Source organism: Microbacterium salitolerans (assembly GCF_019720895.1).
Taxonomy (GTDB): Bacteria; Actinomycetota; Actinomycetes; order Actinomycetales; family Microbacteriaceae; genus Microbacterium.
Genome location: NZ_JAHKSH010000001.1, coordinates 471,373 through 491,214, shown reverse-complemented (window position 1 = coordinate 491,214; position 19,842 = coordinate 471,373). Strand labels below are relative to the sequence as shown.

The window sequence follows — 19,842 nt, the reverse complement described above, 5'->3', positions numbered from 1 at the left end:
GACGACATCTCCTGATGTCTCGCGCGGCGACGGCGCCTCCGCTTCGGCGACGGCGCCTCCGCTTCGGCGGGGGCGCCGTCGTGCGTCGTCCGGGTGGGTGCGCGGCCGCTCCGTGGGCGACCCGTCCGTGCACGGACTCCCGCACGGCCCGTCCGTGCGCGGGGTCCGTTCCCGCGCGGCCCCTCCGCGCGGCACGTCCGCGCGCAGCACGCCCCGTGTCCCACGACACGCCGTCATCCCGACGCCATGACGGCGTGTCGTGGGACACGGTCGCGGCGGTTCGCGTTCCGCGTCCCAGAACACGCCGTCTCGGCCGCGCGGTGACGGCGTGTTGTGGGACACGGTCTGGGGAAGGATGGATCCATGACCGCCGTCGCCTATCGCTTCCCCCTCCCTGTCGCCGGGGATGAGGCCCCGCTTCCCGAGCTCGCCCCCGTCGCCGTCGACGATCCGGCGATCTCCGTGATGGACGCGGCGGCCGAACGCGGCGACGGCGTCTTCGAGACCTTCGGCGTCGTCGACGGCGCCGTGCAGGCGACGCGCGATCACCTCGACCGGCTCGCCACGAGCATGCGGATCCTCGACCTGCCGGATCCGGATCTCGCCGCCCTCGCCGACATCTGCCGCCAGGTGGCGCGCACCGCGGAGCCCGGGGTCGAGTCGTGGCTGAAGCTCGTCGTCACGCGCGGCGGCATGGACCGCCGCACGCCGAGCGCCTGGATCGTCCTGTCCCCCGCCGGAGACTTCGACGAGGTCCGCACGGTGGGGCGCGCGGTCATCACCGCCGACCGCGGCTTCCCCAGCGACTACGCCGCGCGCGAGCCATGGGCGCTCATCGGCGCCAAGACCCTCTCATACGCACAGAACATGGCGGCCCTCCGCGAGGCGGCCCGACGCGGAGCCGACGACATGCTGTGGGTCACGAGCGACGGGTTCCTGCTCGAGGCGCCCCAGTCCACGCTCGTCTTCCGGCGCGGATCCACGCTCCACACCCCGGATCCGTCCCTCGGCACCCTGCACGGCACCGCCCAGCGCGCCGTGTTCCGCTGGGCCGCGCAGCGGGGGCTCGACACGCAGTACGGGCGCTACGGGGTCGACGATCTGCGCGACGCGGACGCCGCCTGGCTCACCTCGAGCGTGCGCCTCGCGACGCCGATCCGCTCCGTCGACGGCGACGCCCTCCCCGTCGACCGCACGGCCACAGACGACATGAACGCCTTCCTCCTCGCCCGCCGGGAGTGAGGCCGCACCGAGCCGCGGACGATTCGTCGAGGAGGGCGCGGATCCGTCCGGAAGGCCCGCACGCCGGCGCATCGCCAGCGCCTCGGAGCGGACCCCGGCACCCTCGCGGCCCCGTTCATGACCCCGCGTGACGTCCTGCGTTACGGCGCGTGTCGGCAGGGGTTCTCGTGCCGGATCCGTCGGCCTACCGTGGCCAGAACGTTTCCGACCCCAGGAGGATCCCCGTGTCCACGCCGCTGCATCAGCCCCGCCCCTTCGAGGTGCGCGAGCGTGCGGCGTGCATGTGCGACGGCGGCGGAGCGTGCACCTCCTACGCGCCCGGTCACGCGCTGCACCTGATCCAGGCGCGGCTGGCCTCCGCCACGCCGACGGAGTGGACCGACGGCATCGTCGAGGAAGCGGACCCGCTCCGCGGCACGCTCGTCGTGCGCGACCTCGACGGATCCGCGCACGCGCTGTGGAACGCATCCGGCGGAGCGCTCGAGGCCGCGCCGGGCACACCGGTGGCGCTGCACCGCCGCTACAGCGTGCTGGCCGTGGGTCGCGTGCAGTTCAACGTCGCTTCGGTGTGATCAGGCGGACGCCATCATCATGTCCTTGACTGCCATGCAGGAGTCCATGCACGCCTGGCAGGCCTGAGCGCACATCCGGCACACGTCGTTGTCGGTGTGCGAGGCGCACTCGTCCATGCACATCTGACAGACGGCCATGCACGCGTCGAGCATCGCCATCATCGCCGCCGGCGTCATGCCCTGCATGCGCAGCATCGAGCGCATCATCGTGTGCGACATGTCGGCGCACGTCATGCACGCCGGCGCGCAGTCCATGTCCTGCGTCGCGCAGATCGTCGCCGCCTGCTCGACCGCGGAGCACGCGTCCATGCACGCCTGCATGACCGACATGTCCATCATGTCCATGCCCGGCATGCTCTTCATGCTGTTCGGCATCGTGTCCATCATCATCTGGTCCATCTCGCACCTCGCTCGTCAGGGAGAACCGGCGGGCGCGCCCCGCCTGCGGCCAGGATAGGACGCGCCGCGCCCCGCGTCGACAGGGTGCGCCGTCGACGCGGGGCGCGGCGCGCGAGAGGCTACAGGCGCTTCCCCTTCTTCTTCTTCTCCCACACCGCCGAGAGCGAGACGGACGTCGCGTCTGCCGGGATCATCCAATCGCCGGGGACCACCCCCTCCGCGCCGTCGAGCACCCATCCCGCGAAGCGATGCCGCGGGTGCGACCAGTCGCCGCCGCCCACATCATCTATAGCCGGCACGGTGAATCCCTGCTGCACGGCGTCGAGCTCGGCGGAGCGGCCTCGCGAGGTGACCGTGACGTCGACAGGAAGCAGGTAGGACGGCGCCCCGTCAGCCGATGAGCGCGTCGTATCCTCCAGCATCCATCCGGCCGCGGCCTCCGGATCCGCCATCATCAGGGACGTGCCGTTTCCGACGCGACCGTCGAGAGCGAGCGCGAGCCCGGTCGCGTCGTTGATGAGCCGCCCGTCGTAGATGTTCCGTTCCGTCGTGGGGTCCGAGCGGAACGTCCAGTGCTGACGAGGATCCCGCTCGTCACGTGCGATCCCGAGGTAGGCGACCTCCGTGTCGGAGACCGCCGAGAGCACCCCGCTGCCGTCCGACGCGCTGATCACGAGACCGTCCGCTCCGTCGTAGTCGAGGCTCCAGACCCCGTCTCCCCACCGGGACCACGTGACCGCGTCGCGGTCGGGATGATCGGGGTCTCCGGCGTAGCGGTCGATCTGATAGTCGGTGCCGACGCTCTCGGTGACGATTCGGAAGGCGTCGCCGTCGTAGTCGACATCCGCAGCTGTCGCGCGCTCCGGCTGCGCCGGAAGCTCCCGATAGTCGCCGTGATGAACGTCGGGCCCGGGAATGTCCCACGGCGACGGCATCGGCGCGTCCGGATAGATCGATGCGAAGAAGTCGTAGGCGACGGGATCATAGGCTTCCAGCTCGGCGCGCGTGTTGATGGGGCTTCGGACGCCGTCGTTCCAATCCGGCTTCTCTGCCATGTTGTCGAACCAGATGGTGGACAGCGTCGCGAAGAACTCGTCTCGGTTGGAGATCGCGTACGTGTTCGGCCACCGGCCTGTCTCGTACGCGTTCTCGTAGGCCGCGAAGAGAGCGTCGGCGAGGTCCTCCTCCGCCTGCCCTTCGATGCCGACCGACAGGACAGCGTGGCCGAACTCGTGGACGAGGATGTTCTCGTCGGGATACGACGTGTTGAGGTACGGGTTCTCGTCGCCGCGCGTGCGCAGCACGTTCCGCTCCGAGATCGAGGAGACGCAGCCGTTGGCGTCGTTCCCCCCGAACCCTTCGACGTCGTACGCGACCGGATCGTATCCCCGGCGGTGCTCGGGGACGAGGTAGGCGTTCTCGCGCGCACCGTAGACCGCGAGCGAGCAGCCGGACGCGACCATCTGCTCGGCGATCCCCGTTCCCGGCGTCGAGAGCTGCACATCGATCTGCGCGGCCGCGAGATCCAGCGCATCCGCATCGACGCGGTCGTTCGCCTTCACCTCGATGCCGTCCGCGGTGATGACGGACTGGGTGTAGTACGCGAGCTGCGGCACGCCGGTGAAGACCGCGTCTCGCGCCGACCGCCCCTCGGAATCGGTGATCGGATCGCCGTCGATCTCGACGGTGATCGGCAGGTCCGGATCGATGGTGCCCGTGTAGGCGATGCTCGCCAGGTGCAGGTCCTCCGGAAGGCGGGCCATGCTGTCGGCCGCGGTCTCCGCGATCTGCGCGTTCTCGCGATCGAAGAAGATGGTGTCGGTGGGACCCGTCGCGGGCTTGGGCGTGAGCGCGAGGGTCTTCTCGCCGTTCCGCACCGTGATGTTGCTCGGATCGACAGCCTCCGCCTCGTCGACGTAGCGGTCCCAGTGGATCTCGACGAACCGCCCCTCCTCGAGCACCCGCACCTCGGTGACCTGCGGGCCGGAGAATTCCGGATCCGTCGGCACCGTGCCGTCCGTGTCGACGGGCTGCGCGCCGGTGGTCGCCGATGCCGGGGCCGCGCCCGCGAACGCGGTCGCGATCACTGCGATCGTCGCCAGTGCGTGTCGTGTGGCCATGGTGCTGCCGATCCTTTCGATGGTGCCCCGGGATTCGCCGGGGCCGAGCGGGGTGATGGCCGGACGGCCCGCACCGGGAGCGAGGTCGTGACGACGCTCCCGGTGCGGGCGGTGTCGCGGCGAGCGCTCAGCCGCAGCTGAGCTCCGCGTACTCCGCGACGACCTCGTCCGTGGAGCCGTCGGCGAAGGCGATCGTCGCGACGACCTCCCCGGCCGGGGCCTCGTGACTGCGGGTCGGGAACTTGCGGGTGGCGCTCTCTCCTGGCTCGAGGTCGTGCGCCGGCCTCGAGCCGTACGCCGTCTCGAGGGCGACGTCCGCCTCGAGGTCGGTCGCGTTCTCGACCGTGACGGCGAGGAAGACGCGCGCTCCGATGCACCGCGTCGTCACCTCGACGTCGACCGCGGCCTGCGGCGGCTCGAGGCGCGGCAGCTCGACGGTGATGTGCTCCTCGACGTTGCCCGCGGCGTCCTGCGCCTGGACATGCACGTACCGCGGCTCGTCCGTGAGCTGCACGGAGAACGGCTCGTCGTACGTCGCGTACATGTTGTTCGCCTCACCGGTCGGCGACGGATCCGGCCCCTCGGACCAGACGACGCGATCGGCGCCGGATCCGGGCTGGGCGTCGGACGGCGTCAGTGTCACGGTCGCGCTCGTGCCATCCACGATGACGTAGTCCACGGCGGTGCTCGGTGCGATCGTGTCGATGCGCGCCGAGGCCGAGGCCTCTCCGATGGCGCCGTCCTCGCTCGTCGCCCGGGCGCTCACGGTGACCTCGCCCTGTGCGTCGATCGCGAAGGGCTGATCGTAGAGCGTCCAGGTATCGCCATCGAGGCTGTACTCGATGCCCGCCACGGGGCTCGCGGTCTCCTGCGCCGTGATGGCGACGGTCGGTGCGGAGGTGTACCAGCCGGACCCCTCGGGAGCTGAGTCGAACTCGACGGACACGATCGGCTTCGTCTGCACGACGGGCTCGACGACGAACACCGTCGCCGTCGCGCCGTCGCCGAAGCCTGCGACGGCGCCGGCCACGTCGAAGATCGCATCGGCCTCCGCGTACACGGACGGCTCGATCGCCTCCCAGTCGACGTCGACGCCGCTGTCGCGTGTCCCGTCGGCGAAGGTCGCCGTCACGGTGTCCGGCAGGACGGGGGACACGCCGGGCGCGGTGAGCGTCACGGCGTAGTCGGTGCTCTCGATCTCGTCTGAGAAGCCGTCTGCCACCTGCACGTGCGCCGTCACCGTCTGATCCGCGAAGCCCGCAGGCGCTCCCGTCACGTCGAAGGATCCGGGACCGGCCGTGTTCGCGGCGTCGACGGGATCCCACGTGACGTCGACGTACTCGAGCGGGCCGTTCTCGCGGATGACCCAGACCTGATCGGGGAGCGCGACCTCGCCGCCGACGGGGGTGCGCACGGCGACCTGCTGCGCGTCGAGGAACGCGCCGGGATCGTCGGGCTCCGGCTCCACCGGCGCATCCACGCCGCGCACCTGCCACTCGATCACGCTCGTCGCCGCGCGCTCGCCGTCGATGTCGGCGCGCGCGAGCGTGAGGCGCACGGCCGTCGTCGTGACGGCGTCGAAGCGCGCCTCGACGGGTGGAAGCGACGACACGGGTGCGGCCTCGTCGAGAGTCGGCAGCGGGTACGCGAGCTCGGCGCCCTCGACGGGCAGCCAGTCGCCGGACTCGTCGCGGTACTCGATGGCCCACGCCTCGGGGATCCGCACGCCGGAGTCGCCTGTGAGGTGGTTCTGCCACAGGGACAGCGCGGACTCGCTCACCGTGACGGGGCTGTCCCACACGTAGGTCGCACGATCGGCCGTCGGGCCGGCGGGATCGCCCCACGTGCCCCACATCCGCGCGTAGTCGTCAGTCGGGCCGCTCTCTCCGTCGTTGAGCGCGGCGGCCGAGTTCCATCCGGTCACGTAGCTGACGTCGACCGCGGGGGCGTTGTCGCGCGTCGCGAGGGAGACGTCGTCGAGGTCGCCCTCCGCGGCGACTGCCCCGGCGGTCCCGCCGAAGGCGAGGGCCAGCGCGAGCGCGACGGCGGCCCTTCGGATGATTCCCCGCCCGCTCGTGCGTCGCGTCTCTGATGTGGAGAACATGTCAGGCTCCCATCGGCGCGCGCCCGGCGGCGAGCAGGATCCGCTGGCGGCTGCGCGAGGTCAGGAGTCCGTCGTCGAGATAGGAGCGGCTCACGGCGCCCACCGCGTCGAGGAACTCGGATCGATCGGTGAACGGCGCCTGGGCCCAGACGTCGTCGAGGAGGGTCGCGTTCCCGCGCGCCGGATTCGCGACGCCAGAGTCGCGTCCGGCGAAGGTCACCGTCGGCTCGCTGCGCTGGAAGTACATGTGCGACGCGACGTCCTTCCCGGCGTACGCCGGCTCGAACGTGAAGTCGCCGAGCGTAAAGACGTTGCCCTCCGCCGTCGAGACGCCGCGCGAGATCGCGCCGTCGAGGTCGAACCGGTCGGCGAGCGACACCTTCTGCCAGCTCGTCGAGCTGCTCGTCGCGGCGAGCACGGCCGGTCCGAACAGCAGCGCCTGGACGTCGGCGCGGTCGTGCGTCGCCTCCACGCGGAGAGCGAGCGGGATCCGCACGGCGATCGTGTCGCCGGCCGCCCACGTGCGAGAGAGGGTCGCGTACGACCCGGGCGCGATGTCGACGTCCGCCGGCTGTCCGTTGACCTCGATCTGCATGCCGTTCGACCATCCGGGAACCCGCAGGTGGATGGCGAGCGGACCGTCGGACGCGCGCGTGATCGTCAGAACCGACGTGTCGCCCTCCGGATACGACGTGACCTGCTCGAGCGCGAGTCCCGTCTCCTCCCACGTCAGTGCGGACGCGAGGTAGAGGTTGACGTACAGCTCCGTCTGGTCGGCCGACCGGAAGTAGATCCCCTCCTGGTATTTGACATGGCTCTCGAGCCCCGTGCCGCCGCAGCAGGTGCCGATGTTGCCGTTGCCGTACTCCTTCCGCGCCCCCGGGTGCACGGGGAACATATAGAGGTTCTCGGGCCCCTCGGTCGACTCGCGATCGCGGCGTCCGCCGAGGATGTGGTTGAGCACCGTGCGCTCGAAGTAGTCCATGTAGCGCGCATCGGGGTTCGTGAAGAACAGCCCGCTGGCGACCTTCAGCATGTTGTACGCGGCGCACGACTCGGCGTTGCGCGGGCCGATGTCGCCCGCGACCTCGCCCGCAGGTCCCCAGAGCTCGCCCTCGCCCGTGCCGCCGTGGGCGTATGTGCGTCCCGGGACGACCATGTCGAAGAAGCCCCGCGTCGCGTCGACCAGGTGCGCGTCGCCCGTCGCGGCCGACAGCTTGAGGTAGCCGGGGAACTGCGGGATGTGCTGATTGGCGTGCTTGCCGTCGAGTGCGTCCTCCCCTGCGGCGCACGCGTCGACGAGCGAGCGCAGCGTGAACAGCTGCGCAGCGTCGAGGAACTCCTGCTTCTTCGGATCCTCCGATCGCCAGAACAGCTCGACGAGCGACTCGTTCATCCCCCCGTACTCGCCGGCGATGTACGACCCCCACATCCGGTCGAGCTGCTCCTGCGTGCACGCCGACAGGCGGCTGAACACCCAGTGGCCGATGCCCTCGGCGAGCTCGAGCGCCCGCGTGCTGCCGGCGAGCGCGTGCGCGTCGAGGAGACCCGCGAGGATCTTGTGGAGCGTGTAGTACGGCGCCCAGATCTCGCCGTAGGGGGCGAACTCCTCGAGCGCGGAGAACTGCCATTCGCCGTACGCCGACAGGAAGCCGGGGTGCGAGTAGCGCGGCGCGCCCTCGTGCTCCTGCGCGGCGAGCGCGGCGCGGCACTCCTCCCAACCCTCGACGACGGCGTCAACCTTGGCGAGCAGCGCGGGATCGCCCGTCGAGGCGTATGCCATCGAGAGACCCGAGAGGAAGTGGCCGCCGTAGTGCCCGCGCAGGAGTCCTCCGGCTCCCGCGGCGTTCTGCCCGCGCTCGTACTCGCGCGGCCCCCATCGCTGGGCTTCCGGGGCGGGGCCGTGCTCCTCCCAGCCGCCGGGCGGCGCCGCGGCGAGCGTGTCGAGGCCGGCCGCGCGGCGATACACCGCGAGGATCCGGTCGACGGGGTACGCCCGGAACAGCACGAGGTGCTGCTCGAGCGCCCGCGAGAAGACGCTCTCGCCCAGCCGCACGGCGTGCAGCGGGAACGGATGCACGCTCCACGCGTCGGGTGCCGCGAGCTGCGGGATCGCCGGTCCGAATGTGCCGACCGCCGCGCGAGACGGGCGGTGCGCGAGCGCGTGCGCCGCGTCCGCCCCGAAGATCGCCGTCGTCGCGAGCGTGCCCGCGAACGCGAGCCCGCCGCCCAGCACGCTTCGTCGCGTGAGGGGGCGCCTGTTCTCACCTGTCATGTCATCTCTTCCTGTCGTGTGGTCTGCTGGTGTCGCGGACCGCGTCAGCCGCAGAGGAGCTCGTCGTACTCCGCGACGACGTCCTCGGCGGATCCATCGGCGAACGTCGCCTCCGCGACGATCTCCCCCGCCGGAACGCGATCGGTCCTCGACGGGAGCGTGCGCGATGCGCGATCCCCCGGCGCCAGGTCGTGCGCCGGCCGCGTGCCGTATGCCGTGTGCAGGGAGATGTCCGCCTCGAGGCCGGATGCGTTCTCGACCGTCACCCCGAGGAATCCCCGCCCGCCCGTGCAGCGCGGCGTCACCGCGAGCTCGATGCTCGCCGGGGCCGGGGCCGCGTGCGCCTCGAATTCGAGGATCCCGCTCGATCCGCCGCCGCTCTCCTCGCCCCAGGACTGCATGACGATCCGCAGGCGCGTCGTCGTGACCGTCTCGAATCCGACCTCGTTCAGGTCATCGGACGACCGCCCGTAGCTGTCGGGCGTCGCGACGTCTCGCCACTCGCCCGTCTCCGGGTCGGCGTACTGCAGGATCCAGCTGCGCGGAGGGATCATTCCGGCGCCGTCCTCGTCCGCGGCGTCGCGGAAGAAGAGCACACCGGCGCGATCCAGCGTCACCTCCCGATCCCATTCGAGCTGCACCCACTGCTCGCCGACCTCGGGCCATGTCCCCCAGGACGATCCCGTCAGCGACTCGTCGTTCACGGCATCGACGCTGTTCCACCCCGAGGTGTATGAGGCGGAGGGGGTCGCAAGCGACGCCACGTTGCCCTCGAGGGGCGCGTCGGGGCTCAACGGGACGTCCACGGCGGCGATCGGGGAGACGTTTCCTGCGACGTCGACCGCCCGCAGACGGACACGGTGCCGCTGCTCGTCGACCGCGATCGGATCCGTGTACTCGGCCCAGTCGGTCGCCGCGTCGACGACGTACTCGATGCGGGCCGCGCCCGAGAGCTCGTCATCGGCCCTCGCGACGACGGAGCGCGAGGCGGCGTCGAACTCCCCCGACACGGTCGGCGCCGCGGTGTCGATCCGCACCGTCGTCGACGCCTCATCGGAGACGTTGCCCGCCGCATCGACCGCCCGCGCCCGCACGACGTGCTCGCCGTCGTCGAGAAGGGCCAGCTCCGCGACGCGCACGTCCTCGTGTGACTGCCAGGGGCCGTCGCCCGCGGCGAGATCGACGCGCACACGCAGGTCGTGGTCGTCGCTCGCCGTCGCGCGCACGGCGGCCGGCGACACGATCCACCCGTCTGCGCCCCGGGTCCCGGCGATCTCGAGCGACACCTCGGGCGCCGTGACATCGGACGGTTCGCCGAAGACCCGCAGCTCGCCGAGCGCGAGGTCTCCGCCCTCCGGCGGCGCCGTGAGCACGGCGCGGATCCCCGTCGTCGCGACAGCATCGAACGCCGCGAGACCCGACGAGTCGGGCTCCGCCGTGGGGCCCTCCGCGACGTCGATCCATGCGCCGTCGACCAGCGCCTGCACGTCCCACTCGGCCGGCAGTCCCGTTCCGGCGTCGTCGACCCAGAAATGCGCCTCGACCGCGTCGGTGACGACGGGCTCGGGCCACGTGTATCCCACCCACCGCGTGTCGGCGCCGTCGACGGCGCCCGTGCTCCAGGTCGGGTGCGCGTCGCCAGGGGAGGCGATCACGTCGTCATTCAGCGCCGCGAGTGCGGCGCTGTCGCCCATCGACTCGGCCTCGGGGGCGCCGGCGAGCGCGAGGTTGGTACGCCAGGGATGCGCGTCGCGGACCGTGACGGAGGCTTGCACCGTGCCCGCCGCATAGCCCTCGACGGCCCCCTCCACGAGGAAGGTCCCGGGTGCCGCGTAGCTCGCCTCGTCGACGGCATCCCATCGGACGGCAGCGGGCAGTCTCTCGTCACCGAAGGCGAGATCGACGGTCGACGGGAGCACCGGTGCGACGCCCACGTCTGTGGCGACCTCGACCGCGGCGACTCCGTCGGGCTGCACCGCGTGCACCTCCCACTCCTGGACGGCCACGCCCGAGTAGCGGGGCACGGTCGCGGCGTCGGGCGACGCGTCGATCACCGCGCGCAGCCGCGAGGTCGTGACGGCGCCGAAGGTGACCTCGTGCGTCTCACTCGGGGAGGTCGGATAGCCGCTCGGATCCGGCACGTCCTTCCACGCTCCGGCTTCCCAGTACTGCAGGCGCCAGGCGGCGGGCGGCGCGACGCCGTCGCCGCTGCCGGCCGCCGCGTCGCTCCAGAACTCGATGCGCGCGCGGTCGACGCGGACGGGCGTCTCCCACTCGTATCGGATCCACTCCTGCGCGGGGCGATCGGACGACCAATTGCCCCACATGTCCGGCGGAAGCGGGTTCGCACGGATCCGCCCGTCGTTCAGCGCCGCGATCCAGTACTGCGTCGGGATCGGCTCGTTCGACGCGGATGCCGTGGCCCACGGCGCCACATTCGAGCGCGGCGTGAGATCCGGCCCCTGCTCCGGGGTCGTGACGACCGGGAGGATCCGCGCGGGTGTCTGAGAGTCGTCCCACTCGAGGCGATCGATCGCCACCGAGCGGCGGAAGTGCCCGCCGCCCTCGGCGTCGGCCGTGTGATAGGCCATCTGCCATTCGCCCTGGAACTCGGCGATCGCCGGGTGGCTCGTCGTCGACGACACCGGTTCGAGGATCGTGCCCTGATGCGTCCATGGCCCGAGCGGCTCCGGCGCCGTGGAATAGGCGATGCAGGCGTGGTAGACAGCGGGCGTGCAGTCGCTCGACGGGCCGGCGTCGTTCGCCGCGTAGGCGAGGTAGTAGGTGCCGGCGCGCTCGAACAGCCACGGGGCTTCGAAGAAGCCGTCGACGCCGCTCGTGATCTCGAGCGGCTCGCCGACGCGCGTCTTCATGTCGGGGGCGAGCTCGGTCGCGAGGAGACGGCCGAAGCTGCCCCAGAGCATCCACACCCGCTCGCCGTCCACGAGCACGGTCGGGTCGATGTTGTGCGCGTCGTTGCCGAGGATCTCCTGCGAGACGATCGGGCCGCCCGCGTGGTCGGCCCATGGGCCGAGCGGTGAGTCGGAGACGGCGACGCCGATGCCGAACTTGTCGGCAGACGCACTCGCCTCCTCGTGCACCGGCACGTACCAGTAGAAGCGACCGTCGGTCCCCTCGACCGCCTGACCCGCGTAGGCCCGCCCGGGACTCGCCCAGTCGAAGACCTCTTCTGGTCGCATGAGGTTCGGGTGGTGCTGCCACTCACCCGAATCGACGTCGGTCGTCGAGAAGCCCTGCCACTCGTTCATGATGAAGTCGTTGACGTCCGCCGGCGCTTCGTCGCGGCCGGCGTGGATGTACAGGGTGTCATCGGCGACGAGCAGGGACGGGTCGGCCGAGTACACCGACCCGTCTTCGATGAGCGGGTTCTGCGTCGCGGCGGGAGCGACGACGGCCGGGCCCAGGACGAGCGCGACGGCCGCGGCCGCGGCCGCGGCCGCGAGGAGTCGAACGGGCGTGCTCTTCTTCGAGATCACGATGGTGCTCCCTCCGCGGGCCCCGGCCGGGCGGGCGTCGCCGCCCGCCCGACAGGGATCCCGCTCAGCGGCGTCAGCCGCAGCTGATCGCCTCGTAGTCGGCGGTGGCGCGGGCGTCGCCCACGCGGACCTCGACGGTGCCGGCCGGCGTCTCGGCGAGACCGGTCTTCACGACGTGCGAGACGGAGTCGCCGGGGGCGACGTCCTCGTACGTCTTCGAGCCGTACTCGGTGACGACCTCGAGAGTCGCCGGCTCGGCGCCGTCGTTCGTCGCCTTCACCTTGAGTCGGCCCTCCGAGGCGGTGCACTTCGTGCCCACGTTCACCGTGACCGCGGCGGGCTCTTCGCCGCCGCCGTCGTCGCCGCCCGCTCCGACGGTCACCTGCGCGAGCGCCGTGGCGTCGCCCGGATGGTCCGTCTGCACGACGCCCGAGACCTCGAACTCGCCCTCGGCGGCGTAGCTCGCCGGGTCGATCGCGTCCCACTCGACCGGGAGGTTCTCCCGCGACCCGTCGTTGTAGAGCACGACCGCTGTCTCGGGCATCGCCGGTGCGACGTCGACGGACGTGCGCACCTCGACGGGGTCGACCTGGTTGATCGTCACCTCGCTCGTCGAGCGCACCCACACCGTCGCGGTCGCGAGCTTGGCCGTCCCCTCGACGATGCCGTGCACCTCGAAGCTGCCCTCGGACGCCACCTGGCTCTCGTCGACGGGCTCCCACTCGACGGCCGACTGCGTCCGCGAGTGGTCGGGGAACGTCGTGCCGATCGTGTCCGGCAGGACCGGCAGCTCGCCGACGGGGGTGCGTACGTGCAGTTCGTCGATCGACGACGGCGCCACCGCGAACACGTCCCACTCGCTCACGCCGATCGCCGAGAAGGAGGTGCCATCGGCATTCGGCGACGCCGCGAACGTCGCGCGCAGCGCCGTCGTCAGCACGGAGTCGAACGAGGTCTCGTTCGTGCCCGAGCGCGCCGTGCCGTACTCCGACGGATTCGGCACGTCGACCCACGCTCCATCGGCATCGAGGTACTGGATCTTCCACGAGTCGGGCACCGCGACACCCTCACCTGATCCCGCCGCCGCGTCCGTCCAGAACATGATCTCGGATCCGTCGACGCGCATCGGCTCCGGCCATGTGTACTGCAGCCACTGCGAGGCGGGTCGGTCGCCCGACCACGTCGCCCAGACATTCGACTGCTCTCCGCCGGAGTTCACACCGCTGCCGTCGTTGACAGCATCGACCGCATTCCAGCCGGCCGTGTACGAGGCGGTCGGCTCGGCGGACGGGCCGATGTCGGCGCCCGCGCCGGGCTCCTGACCGGTGATGACAACGTCCTGCGTCGTCTCGAGCTCGCCGTCGCTCGCCGTGAGCCGCAGCCGGTACTCGCCCTCGTGAGAGAACCGCACCGACGTCGTGGCGCGAGACGGCTCGTCGAACAGCACCGTGCTGCCCTCGGGCGAGGAGACGACCGACCAGGTGCTCGTCAGGTCGCCAGCCGGCAGGCCGTCGTCCTTCACGACGCCCGCCAGCTGGGCGAGACCAGGCGAGACCGCGCCCTCCTTGGTGTAGGCGAGCACGTCGGGCGCGTGATTCTCCTGCGTTCCGACCTCCGCGCCGGTGCGCAGGACCTGGAGTTCCTTGACGCCCGTGCGGAAGCCGTCCGCGTGATCGACGGTGAGGCGGATCCGCTGGGCGGTGACCTCGGGGAACCGCGCCTCGTTGAGGTTCGCACGCGGCGCGGCCGGCACCTTCACCTGTCCGCTCACCGGCACCCAGTCGGATCCGTCGAAGTACTCGATCCCGTACTGCGCGGGCTCGGCGTACCCGGACGCCGTCTGCGTCGAGGAGGTGTCGTAGAAGTAGGCCCGCACCGTGTCGATCGGCTGCGCGCTTCCCAGGTCGACCTCGATCGTGTCGACGCCGTTCGGGGATCCCTTCGTTCCCCAGAACGGCTCGTTGATGGTCGTGCCGTCGACGGCTCCTGCCGCGGGCCGGGACTCCTCCTCGAACGACGCCGTGACAGCCGCTCCTTCGGCGAGGTTCTCGGCCGATGCGGACGAGATGTCGCGGCCGGCCTTCGCGAAGATGTCGACCACGCGTGCGTCGTCGGAGAAGGCAACCTCCTGCGGCGCGTTCAGCGCGGCCGGTGCCGAGGCGACGACCGAGGGAGCCGTCGCGCCGTTGACGACGTCATCGCCGAACGTGACCTCGCCCGTGTCGGGGTCGTAGATCACGTGCGTGAGCGCGTCGACCGTGAAGGCGTGCTCGCCGTCGAGGAAGACCGAGTAGCCCTCGGGCACATCCTCGCCGTAGGGGCGCACGCCGTCGCCCGGCTCGTCCCACGTGATCGTGAGATCGCTGCCGTGATACGCGAGGTTGTTCGCCGTGAAGTGCGGCCAGTCGACGTCGATCGGGTAGAGCTCGATCTTCGCGTCGTCGCGCGGCTGCAGGCCCATCGCGTCTTCGATCATCGTGAAGTTCGTCGTGCCGAGGATGGTGTGGTGGATCCAGGAGCGGTAGCCGATGCTCTGCGGATCGGTCGTGCCGTCGGCCCAGAACTCGTTGGCGTCGGGCAGGCGGTTGTCGCCGCCGTTCTGGTAGTGCGCCCACGCGTTCCAGTAGAGGAGCTTCTTGTACCACTCGGCGTCGATCGCGTCGGTGGGGTAGTCGCGCAGCGCCTTCGCGATCATGCGGAACGTGACGGTCGAGTTGATGATCGAGAAGTTGTTCGTTCCCGGGTGTCCGGCCTCTGCTGCCTCGGCCTTGTCGGCCTGGTTCGCGGTAGCGAAGGGGAAGATCGGATACTCGGCGTCGTCGGCGTACAGCCTCAGCGCGTCGACGTAGTCGTCCGCGTAGTCGTCATCGCCCTCCTGGGGCATGAGCCCGACCGAGAACGGGTAGTAGTTGTTGATCTCCTTCCACGGGATCAGCTCGCCCGACGCGAGGTCGCGGTGCTTGATGAGATTCTCGTCGGCGTCCCAGAGGTTCTCGAGCACGCCGGTCTTCACCTTGTCGGCGATCGCGTCCATCTCGGCGACCTTGTCGTCTTCGCCGAGCAGCGCGTAGGCATCGGACGCGGCCTGCGCCCCGCTGTAGACGTAGGCGGATTCGGCGCGCTCGTTGGCGCCGCCGAAGTAGTCATAGGACACCGCATCGGCGTCGTTGCCGGTCCAGGCGTTCCAGTCGCTCTCGAGGAGACCGTTGTCGTTCGAGTCGAACGCCTCGAGCTGGCCCTTCGCGTCGCCCTCGGCGTAGGTCGCGAGGTTCTCGACGACGCCGAGGGGGCCGCCGTGCACCTGGTACGACTTCCACGCCGCCTCCGAGATGTACTGCGTGTGGCTCGCGCTCCAGTTGGCCGGGTCGCCGGGGTTGTCGACGAAGCGGCCCCCCTTCGACGTCTCGCCCGCCGAGACCCATCCGCCGTAGGCGTAGATCGGGTCGCGGAAGTACTTCAGGTCGTCGATGAACATGCCGATCGTCAGGTCGATCGCGTTGTTGTATCCGAGCGCGCCCTCGACGGCCGTCGGGAACTGATATGCGTTGCCCGGCGCGTTCGCGTCGAGGTGGTTGAAGCGCAGCAGCCACCAGCGGTAGAAGAGCGTCTTGTCGATGTTGTCCTCGGGGGTGTCGAGGTACGGCACGTTCTCGGCCCACCAGGCGTTGTACGCCGTGACGTGATCGGTGAAGGCATCCGCCGGGGTCGCCGCCGCGATCTCGTCGTACTCGGCGTGGGACTGCGCGATCTCGTCGGTCACGAGACCGAGCTGCACCTTCGTCGACGCGCTCTCCCCGGCCGCGAGCGAGATCGTCGACTCGAGCGCGCCGCCTGCGGGTGCGAACCCATCGCCCGAGAACCGCGGGTGGATCACCGTGATGTCGTTCAGCGCGTCGACCGTGCCCGTGAGCTCCTCGCCGTCCGCGACCGTCGCATGCGGCGACGCGGCGCGCAGCGTCACGTCGACCGCCCCGCCTGTCGCGCGGACGTCGAGCTCGGTGACGAGCACATTGCCGTCGGTGATGAACTTCGTCTGCACGACCTCGACGCCGGCATCGGCGTTCGCGTGCACGCTGCGCCAGTAGCTCGGCGTCTGCTTGCGCTGCGCCGTGTCCTCCGTCAGCGCGATGTCCTGATCGCCGAGCCGCGCGGTGATCGCGTAGCCCTCACGCCCGTCGATCGACTCCCAGTAGGCGATCTGACCGCCGAAGCCCAGCGTCGCCGGCTCGTGGGTCTTCATGAACGCGGCACGGCCGCGGCTGAACAGCCACTGGTTCTCGTCGCCGAAGCTGCCGGCCGTACCCGTGCGGGCGAGCATGCGGTCGATCCAGAAATCCTTTTCGACGCTCGTACCCGCGCCCGCGGCCACGTCGGCGTCGAAGATCTCCTGCAGCTGATTGCCGACCGTGTAGCCGACGCCGGCGTCGGGCACGGGTGCGTCGCTCCCGCTGAACTCGGGGTAGCCGATGTCGCTGTTCGCCGCGTGCGCGGGGAGCGCCGTCGCGAGCGGCGCCAGCACGCAGAATGAGCCGAGCGCCGCGAGCAGTCGCGTGCGTCGGCGGGGTGTTGTTCTTCGTGACCAGACCACGTCGTCCGTTCTCCATTCCTCGTCGTCGCCCGATCGCGCCGACGTCGTGAGCACGTTAGCGACGCGCGGATCGCACCCGCAAGGGCTTTCGGGAGTTTCGGAAAATGCCCCGGATACACGAGCGCGCGGCAGCGCGCGCCGGCCGTCCACCCCGAAGATGGACGGTCGGCGCGGGCTGCCGCGCGCGGTCGAGCGTCAGCGGATGGGCGCCTCCGGGATCCAGATGCGCATCGTCGACGGACCGCGCTCGGCCCACGAGTGATACGGGATCAGCGGCACCGAGACCGGCACCGGATCGCCGCCGTGTGCGGACGCCGGGCCGAACGGCCAGTCGGCGTCGCCGAGCTCGCGCAGGACCACGGAGGCCCGGACGCATCCATCGTCGCCGGCGGCTGGAACAGCGTTCGAGACGAGCTCGACCGACGAGACGTCCGCGCCTCCCGGCAGGTCGACCGACTCGAGAGCGAGCACCTCGGGGCCGCGCTCGATCGCGACGGTGCCGCGCACGGCGTCCACGCGCGGATCCGGACGCGTGATGCGGGGATCCATCGGAAGCTCGAGAGTCACGCGGTCGCCGGCGCGGAACGCCCGACGCACTCGCACGTATCCGGGCGCCGCTGCGAGGACCTCAGGCGCGGTTCCACCCGATTCCACGACGATCCGCGCTCTCTCAGCCCACACCGGCACGCGCAGCGACAGCGTCCACGCGCGATCCGAGCCCTCGTCGATCGCGACGACGACGGATCCGGTGCGCGGGTAGTCGGTCGCGATCGTCGCCGCCGCGATCCGCCCGACGCCGAGGTCGACGCGCACCCTCGACGGGGCGTACTGGTGCAGCTGCACGCCGTCGTCGTCGCGCGTCGCGACATACGCCGCGAGGCTCGCGAGCGTGCGCGCGACGTTCGGCGGGCAGCACGACACCGTGAACCAGGGCGCGCGCAGCGACGACTCGGCGCGCGGAACGACGGCGTCGCTCTCGGCGGGCTGACCGGGCGTGCGCTGGTGCAGGGTGTTGGCGTAGTAGAACGCCGTGCCCTCGGCCGACGGCGACGTCGCGACGACGTTGAACAGGGTGCGCTCGATGAGGTCGGCGTACTCGGCCCCGCCGCGCGCGAGCAGGAGGCGCCAGCTGAACTGCACCGAGGCGATCCCCGCGCAGGTCTCGGAGTAGGCGCGGTCGGGCGGCAGCTCGAAGTCGGCGCCGAACCCCTCGTCCTGGTGGTGCGCTCCCTGGCCGCCGGTGATGTACGTGCGGCGCGCGACCGTGTTCCGCCACTGCGTCGCGAGCACGTCGAGCAGGTCGTCGTCGCCCGTGTCGACCGCCACGTCGACGGCCCCCGACGCCAGGTAGTTCGCGCGCACGGCGTGGCCGCGGAGCACCGTCGCCTCGCGCACGGGAATGTCGTCCTGGAAGTAGCCCCGCCCGAACTCGATGTCGGGGAGCACCGCGTGGCCGCGCCGCTCGACGAACAGCCGCGCCTGCTCGAGATAGCGCTCGTCGCCCGTCTCCCGCCCCAGCTCGACGAGCGCCGTCTCGATCTCGGCGTGGCCGCAGACCGACGCGATGCCGCCCGCGCCGAAGACCTCGCAGACGAGGTCGGCGGCCCGGATCGCGATGCCGACGAGCCCGTCGTCCGCGCCCGGCGCCGTGCGGTGGCGCGCGACCGCCGCCTGGAAGAGGTGGCCGAGGCAGTACAGCTCGTGCCCCCACTCGAGATCGGACCAGCGCGCACCCTGCCCGGCGCGGCCGAAGTTCGTGTTCAGATAGCCGTCGGCCTCCTGTGCGGCGGCGACGCGTGCCACGACGTCGCGGAACGCGGCCTCGAGCGCGGCGTCGGGTTCGCGCCCGAGCTCCCACGCGACCGCTTCGAGATACTTGTAGACCTCGCTGTCGGCGAACTCGCGCCCCGTGCGCCCCTCGGGGAGGCGCCCCTCGGACGCGAGATCGAAGTTGCGGATCCACCCCTCGCGCTCGAGCCAGGCGCCAATGTGCGCGAGGGTCGCGCCGCGGTTGACCCGCTGGCGATCGCCCCAGAACCCTCCCGTGATGGCGACCTCGTCGAGTCCGAGGGGGCGCAGCGTGCCCGTGCGCGGCACGGCCGGCGCCGCGAGAGGAGAGCTGCGGAGGTGTGGTGCGGTGTCGTTCATCATCATCCCTTGAAGGCCCCGGACATGAAGCCCTGGACGTAGTGGCGCTGGAGGAGCAGGAACAGGAGCACGCACGGCAGCGCGAGGACCGTCACGCCGGCGAGCGTCGCCCCGTAGTCGATGACGCCCATCGTCTGTCCCCGCAGATTCGCGACCGCGAGCGGCAGAGTCATCCGGTCGGTGTCGCTGATGAGGATCAGCGGAGCGATGAAGTCGTTCCATGCCGTGAGGAAGGCGAACAGCCCCACCGTGATGAGCCCCGGTTTGGTCGCGTGGATCAGCACGCGCCACAGCGCCGAGAACCGAGTGCACCCGTCGACGAGGGCCGCCTCGTCGAGCTCGCGAGGAATCGACTCGAACGAGATCCGCATCATGAAGGTCGAGAACGGCAGCTGGAACATCGTGAGCACGAGCGCGACGCCGATCGTCGTGTTGCCGAGCCCGAGCGCGTTGAGGATCACGTACAGCGGGATGAGGATCGTCGCGTACGGGACCATCAGCACCGCGAGAGTCGTGAGGAAGAGCGCGTTCTTGCCGGGGAACCGGAAGCGGGCGAACGCGTATCCGCCGAGGAACGAGATCAGCAGCGTGAGGATCACTGTGACGCCCGACACGACGAAGGAGTTCCAGAGGTACACCCAGATGCCGGCCTGGAACTCGGCGAGCGTCACGTAGTTGCCGACACCCCAGCCGTCGGTCTGACTCGTGCCGGCACGCGGCGCGAATGACGAGACGACCGCCCAAAGGATCGGGTAGAGGAAGACGGCGGCGAGCGCGGCCGTGAGGATCACGAACGGCAGGGCGCGGAGCACACGCGACCACGACGGCGTCGTGCGGCGGGCCGCCGAGCCGGTCGTGATGACGCGCGTGGTCGTGGCGGTCGCGGTGGGCGCCATG

Annotated in this window: 10 protein-coding genes; 2 read left to right on the top strand and 8 right to left on the bottom strand. The window is 70.9% G+C overall.

Going from position 1 to position 19,842, the window contains the following annotated elements; all coding sequences use genetic code 11:
• Positions 1–363: 363 nt before the first annotated feature.
• Both KOL93_RS02085 and KOL93_RS02080 read left to right on the top strand, forming a co-directional pair.
• Positions 364–1,242 (top strand): aminotransferase class IV, encoded by an 879-nt coding sequence (locus KOL93_RS02085; protein ID WP_221583637.1) that lies wholly within the window; start codon positions 364–366, stop codon positions 1,240–1,242.
• Between the two features lie 224 nt (positions 1,243–1,466).
• A complete protein-coding gene (locus tag KOL93_RS02080; RefSeq protein WP_221583636.1) occupies positions 1,467–1,814 on the top strand; it encodes a hypothetical protein in 348 nt (115 codons plus the stop codon).
• Here KOL93_RS02080 and KOL93_RS02075 read toward each other — a convergent pair whose 3' ends face one another.
• The 8 genes from KOL93_RS02075 to KOL93_RS02040 form a co-directional block, all read right to left on the bottom strand.
• The gene (locus tag KOL93_RS02075) at positions 1,815–2,213 is read right to left on the bottom strand and encodes a hypothetical protein (protein ID WP_221583635.1); all 399 of its coding nucleotides are present in this window, start codon (positions 2,211–2,213) and stop codon (positions 1,815–1,817) included.
• Between the two features lie 119 nt (positions 2,214–2,332).
• A complete protein-coding gene (locus tag KOL93_RS02070; protein WP_221583634.1) occupies positions 2,333–4,333 on the bottom strand; it encodes an RICIN domain-containing protein in 2,001 nt (666 codons plus the stop codon).
• A gap of 127 nt (positions 4,334–4,460) precedes the next feature.
• Positions 4,461–6,437 (bottom strand): OmpL47-type beta-barrel domain-containing protein, encoded by a 1,977-nt coding sequence (locus KOL93_RS02065; protein ID WP_221583633.1) that lies wholly within the window; start codon positions 6,435–6,437, stop codon positions 4,461–4,463.
• Between the two features lies 1 nt (position 6,438).
• Complete coding sequence (locus KOL93_RS02060; RefSeq protein ID WP_221583632.1) at positions 6,439–8,712, bottom strand: glycoside hydrolase family 127 protein; 2,274 nt, start codon at positions 8,710–8,712, stop codon at positions 6,439–6,441.
• Between the two features lie 44 nt (positions 8,713–8,756).
• A complete protein-coding gene (locus tag KOL93_RS02055) occupies positions 8,757–12,209 on the bottom strand; it encodes a family 43 glycosylhydrolase (protein ID WP_308291512.1) in 3,453 nt (1,150 codons plus the stop codon).
• A 73-nt stretch (positions 12,210–12,282) separates the two neighbouring features.
• Positions 12,283–16,797, bottom strand: a complete 4,515-nt coding sequence (locus tag KOL93_RS16290) for an Ig-like domain-containing protein (protein WP_221583631.1) — start codon at positions 16,795–16,797, stop codon at positions 12,283–12,285.
• Between the two features lie 195 nt (positions 16,798–16,992).
• Positions 16,993–18,948, bottom strand: coding sequence for a glycoside hydrolase family 127 protein (locus tag KOL93_RS02045; protein WP_374107095.1), 1,956 nt, complete (start codon positions 18,946–18,948; stop codon positions 16,993–16,995).
• The gene (locus tag KOL93_RS02040; protein ID WP_221583629.1) at positions 18,948–19,841 is read right to left on the bottom strand and encodes a carbohydrate ABC transporter permease; all 894 of its coding nucleotides are present in this window, start codon (positions 19,839–19,841) and stop codon (positions 18,948–18,950) included. Before KOL93_RS02040 ends, KOL93_RS02045 begins: the two co-directional genes overlap by 1 nt.
• Position 19,842 lies beyond the last annotated feature (1 nt).

What these genes read in the sequence shown, in the direction of transcription:
- KOL93_RS02085 (WP_221583637.1), top strand. Translation starts at nt 364, where the DNA reads ATGACCGCCGTCGCCTATCGCTTCCCCCTCCCTGTCGCCGGGGATGAG.
- KOL93_RS02075 (WP_221583635.1), bottom strand. Translation starts at nt 2,213, where the DNA reads ATGGACCAGATGATGATGGACACGATGCCGAACAGCATGAAGAGCATG.
- KOL93_RS02070 (WP_221583634.1), bottom strand. Translation starts at nt 4,333, where the DNA reads ATGGCCACACGACACGCACTGGCGACGATCGCAGTGATCGCGACCGCG.
- KOL93_RS02065 (WP_221583633.1), bottom strand. Translation starts at nt 6,437, where the DNA reads ATGTTCTCCACATCAGAGACGCGACGCACGAGCGGGCGGGGAATCATC.
- KOL93_RS02060 (WP_221583632.1), bottom strand. Translation starts at nt 8,712, where the DNA reads ATGACAGGTGAGAACAGGCGCCCCCTCACGCGACGAAGCGTGCTGGGC.
- KOL93_RS02045 (WP_374107095.1), bottom strand. Translation starts at nt 18,948, where the DNA reads ATGATGAACGACACCGCACCACACCTCCGCAGCTCTCCTCTCGCGGCG.
- KOL93_RS02040 (WP_221583629.1), bottom strand. Translation starts at nt 19,841, where the DNA reads ATGGCGCCCACCGCGACCGCCACGACCACGCGCGTCATCACGACCGGC.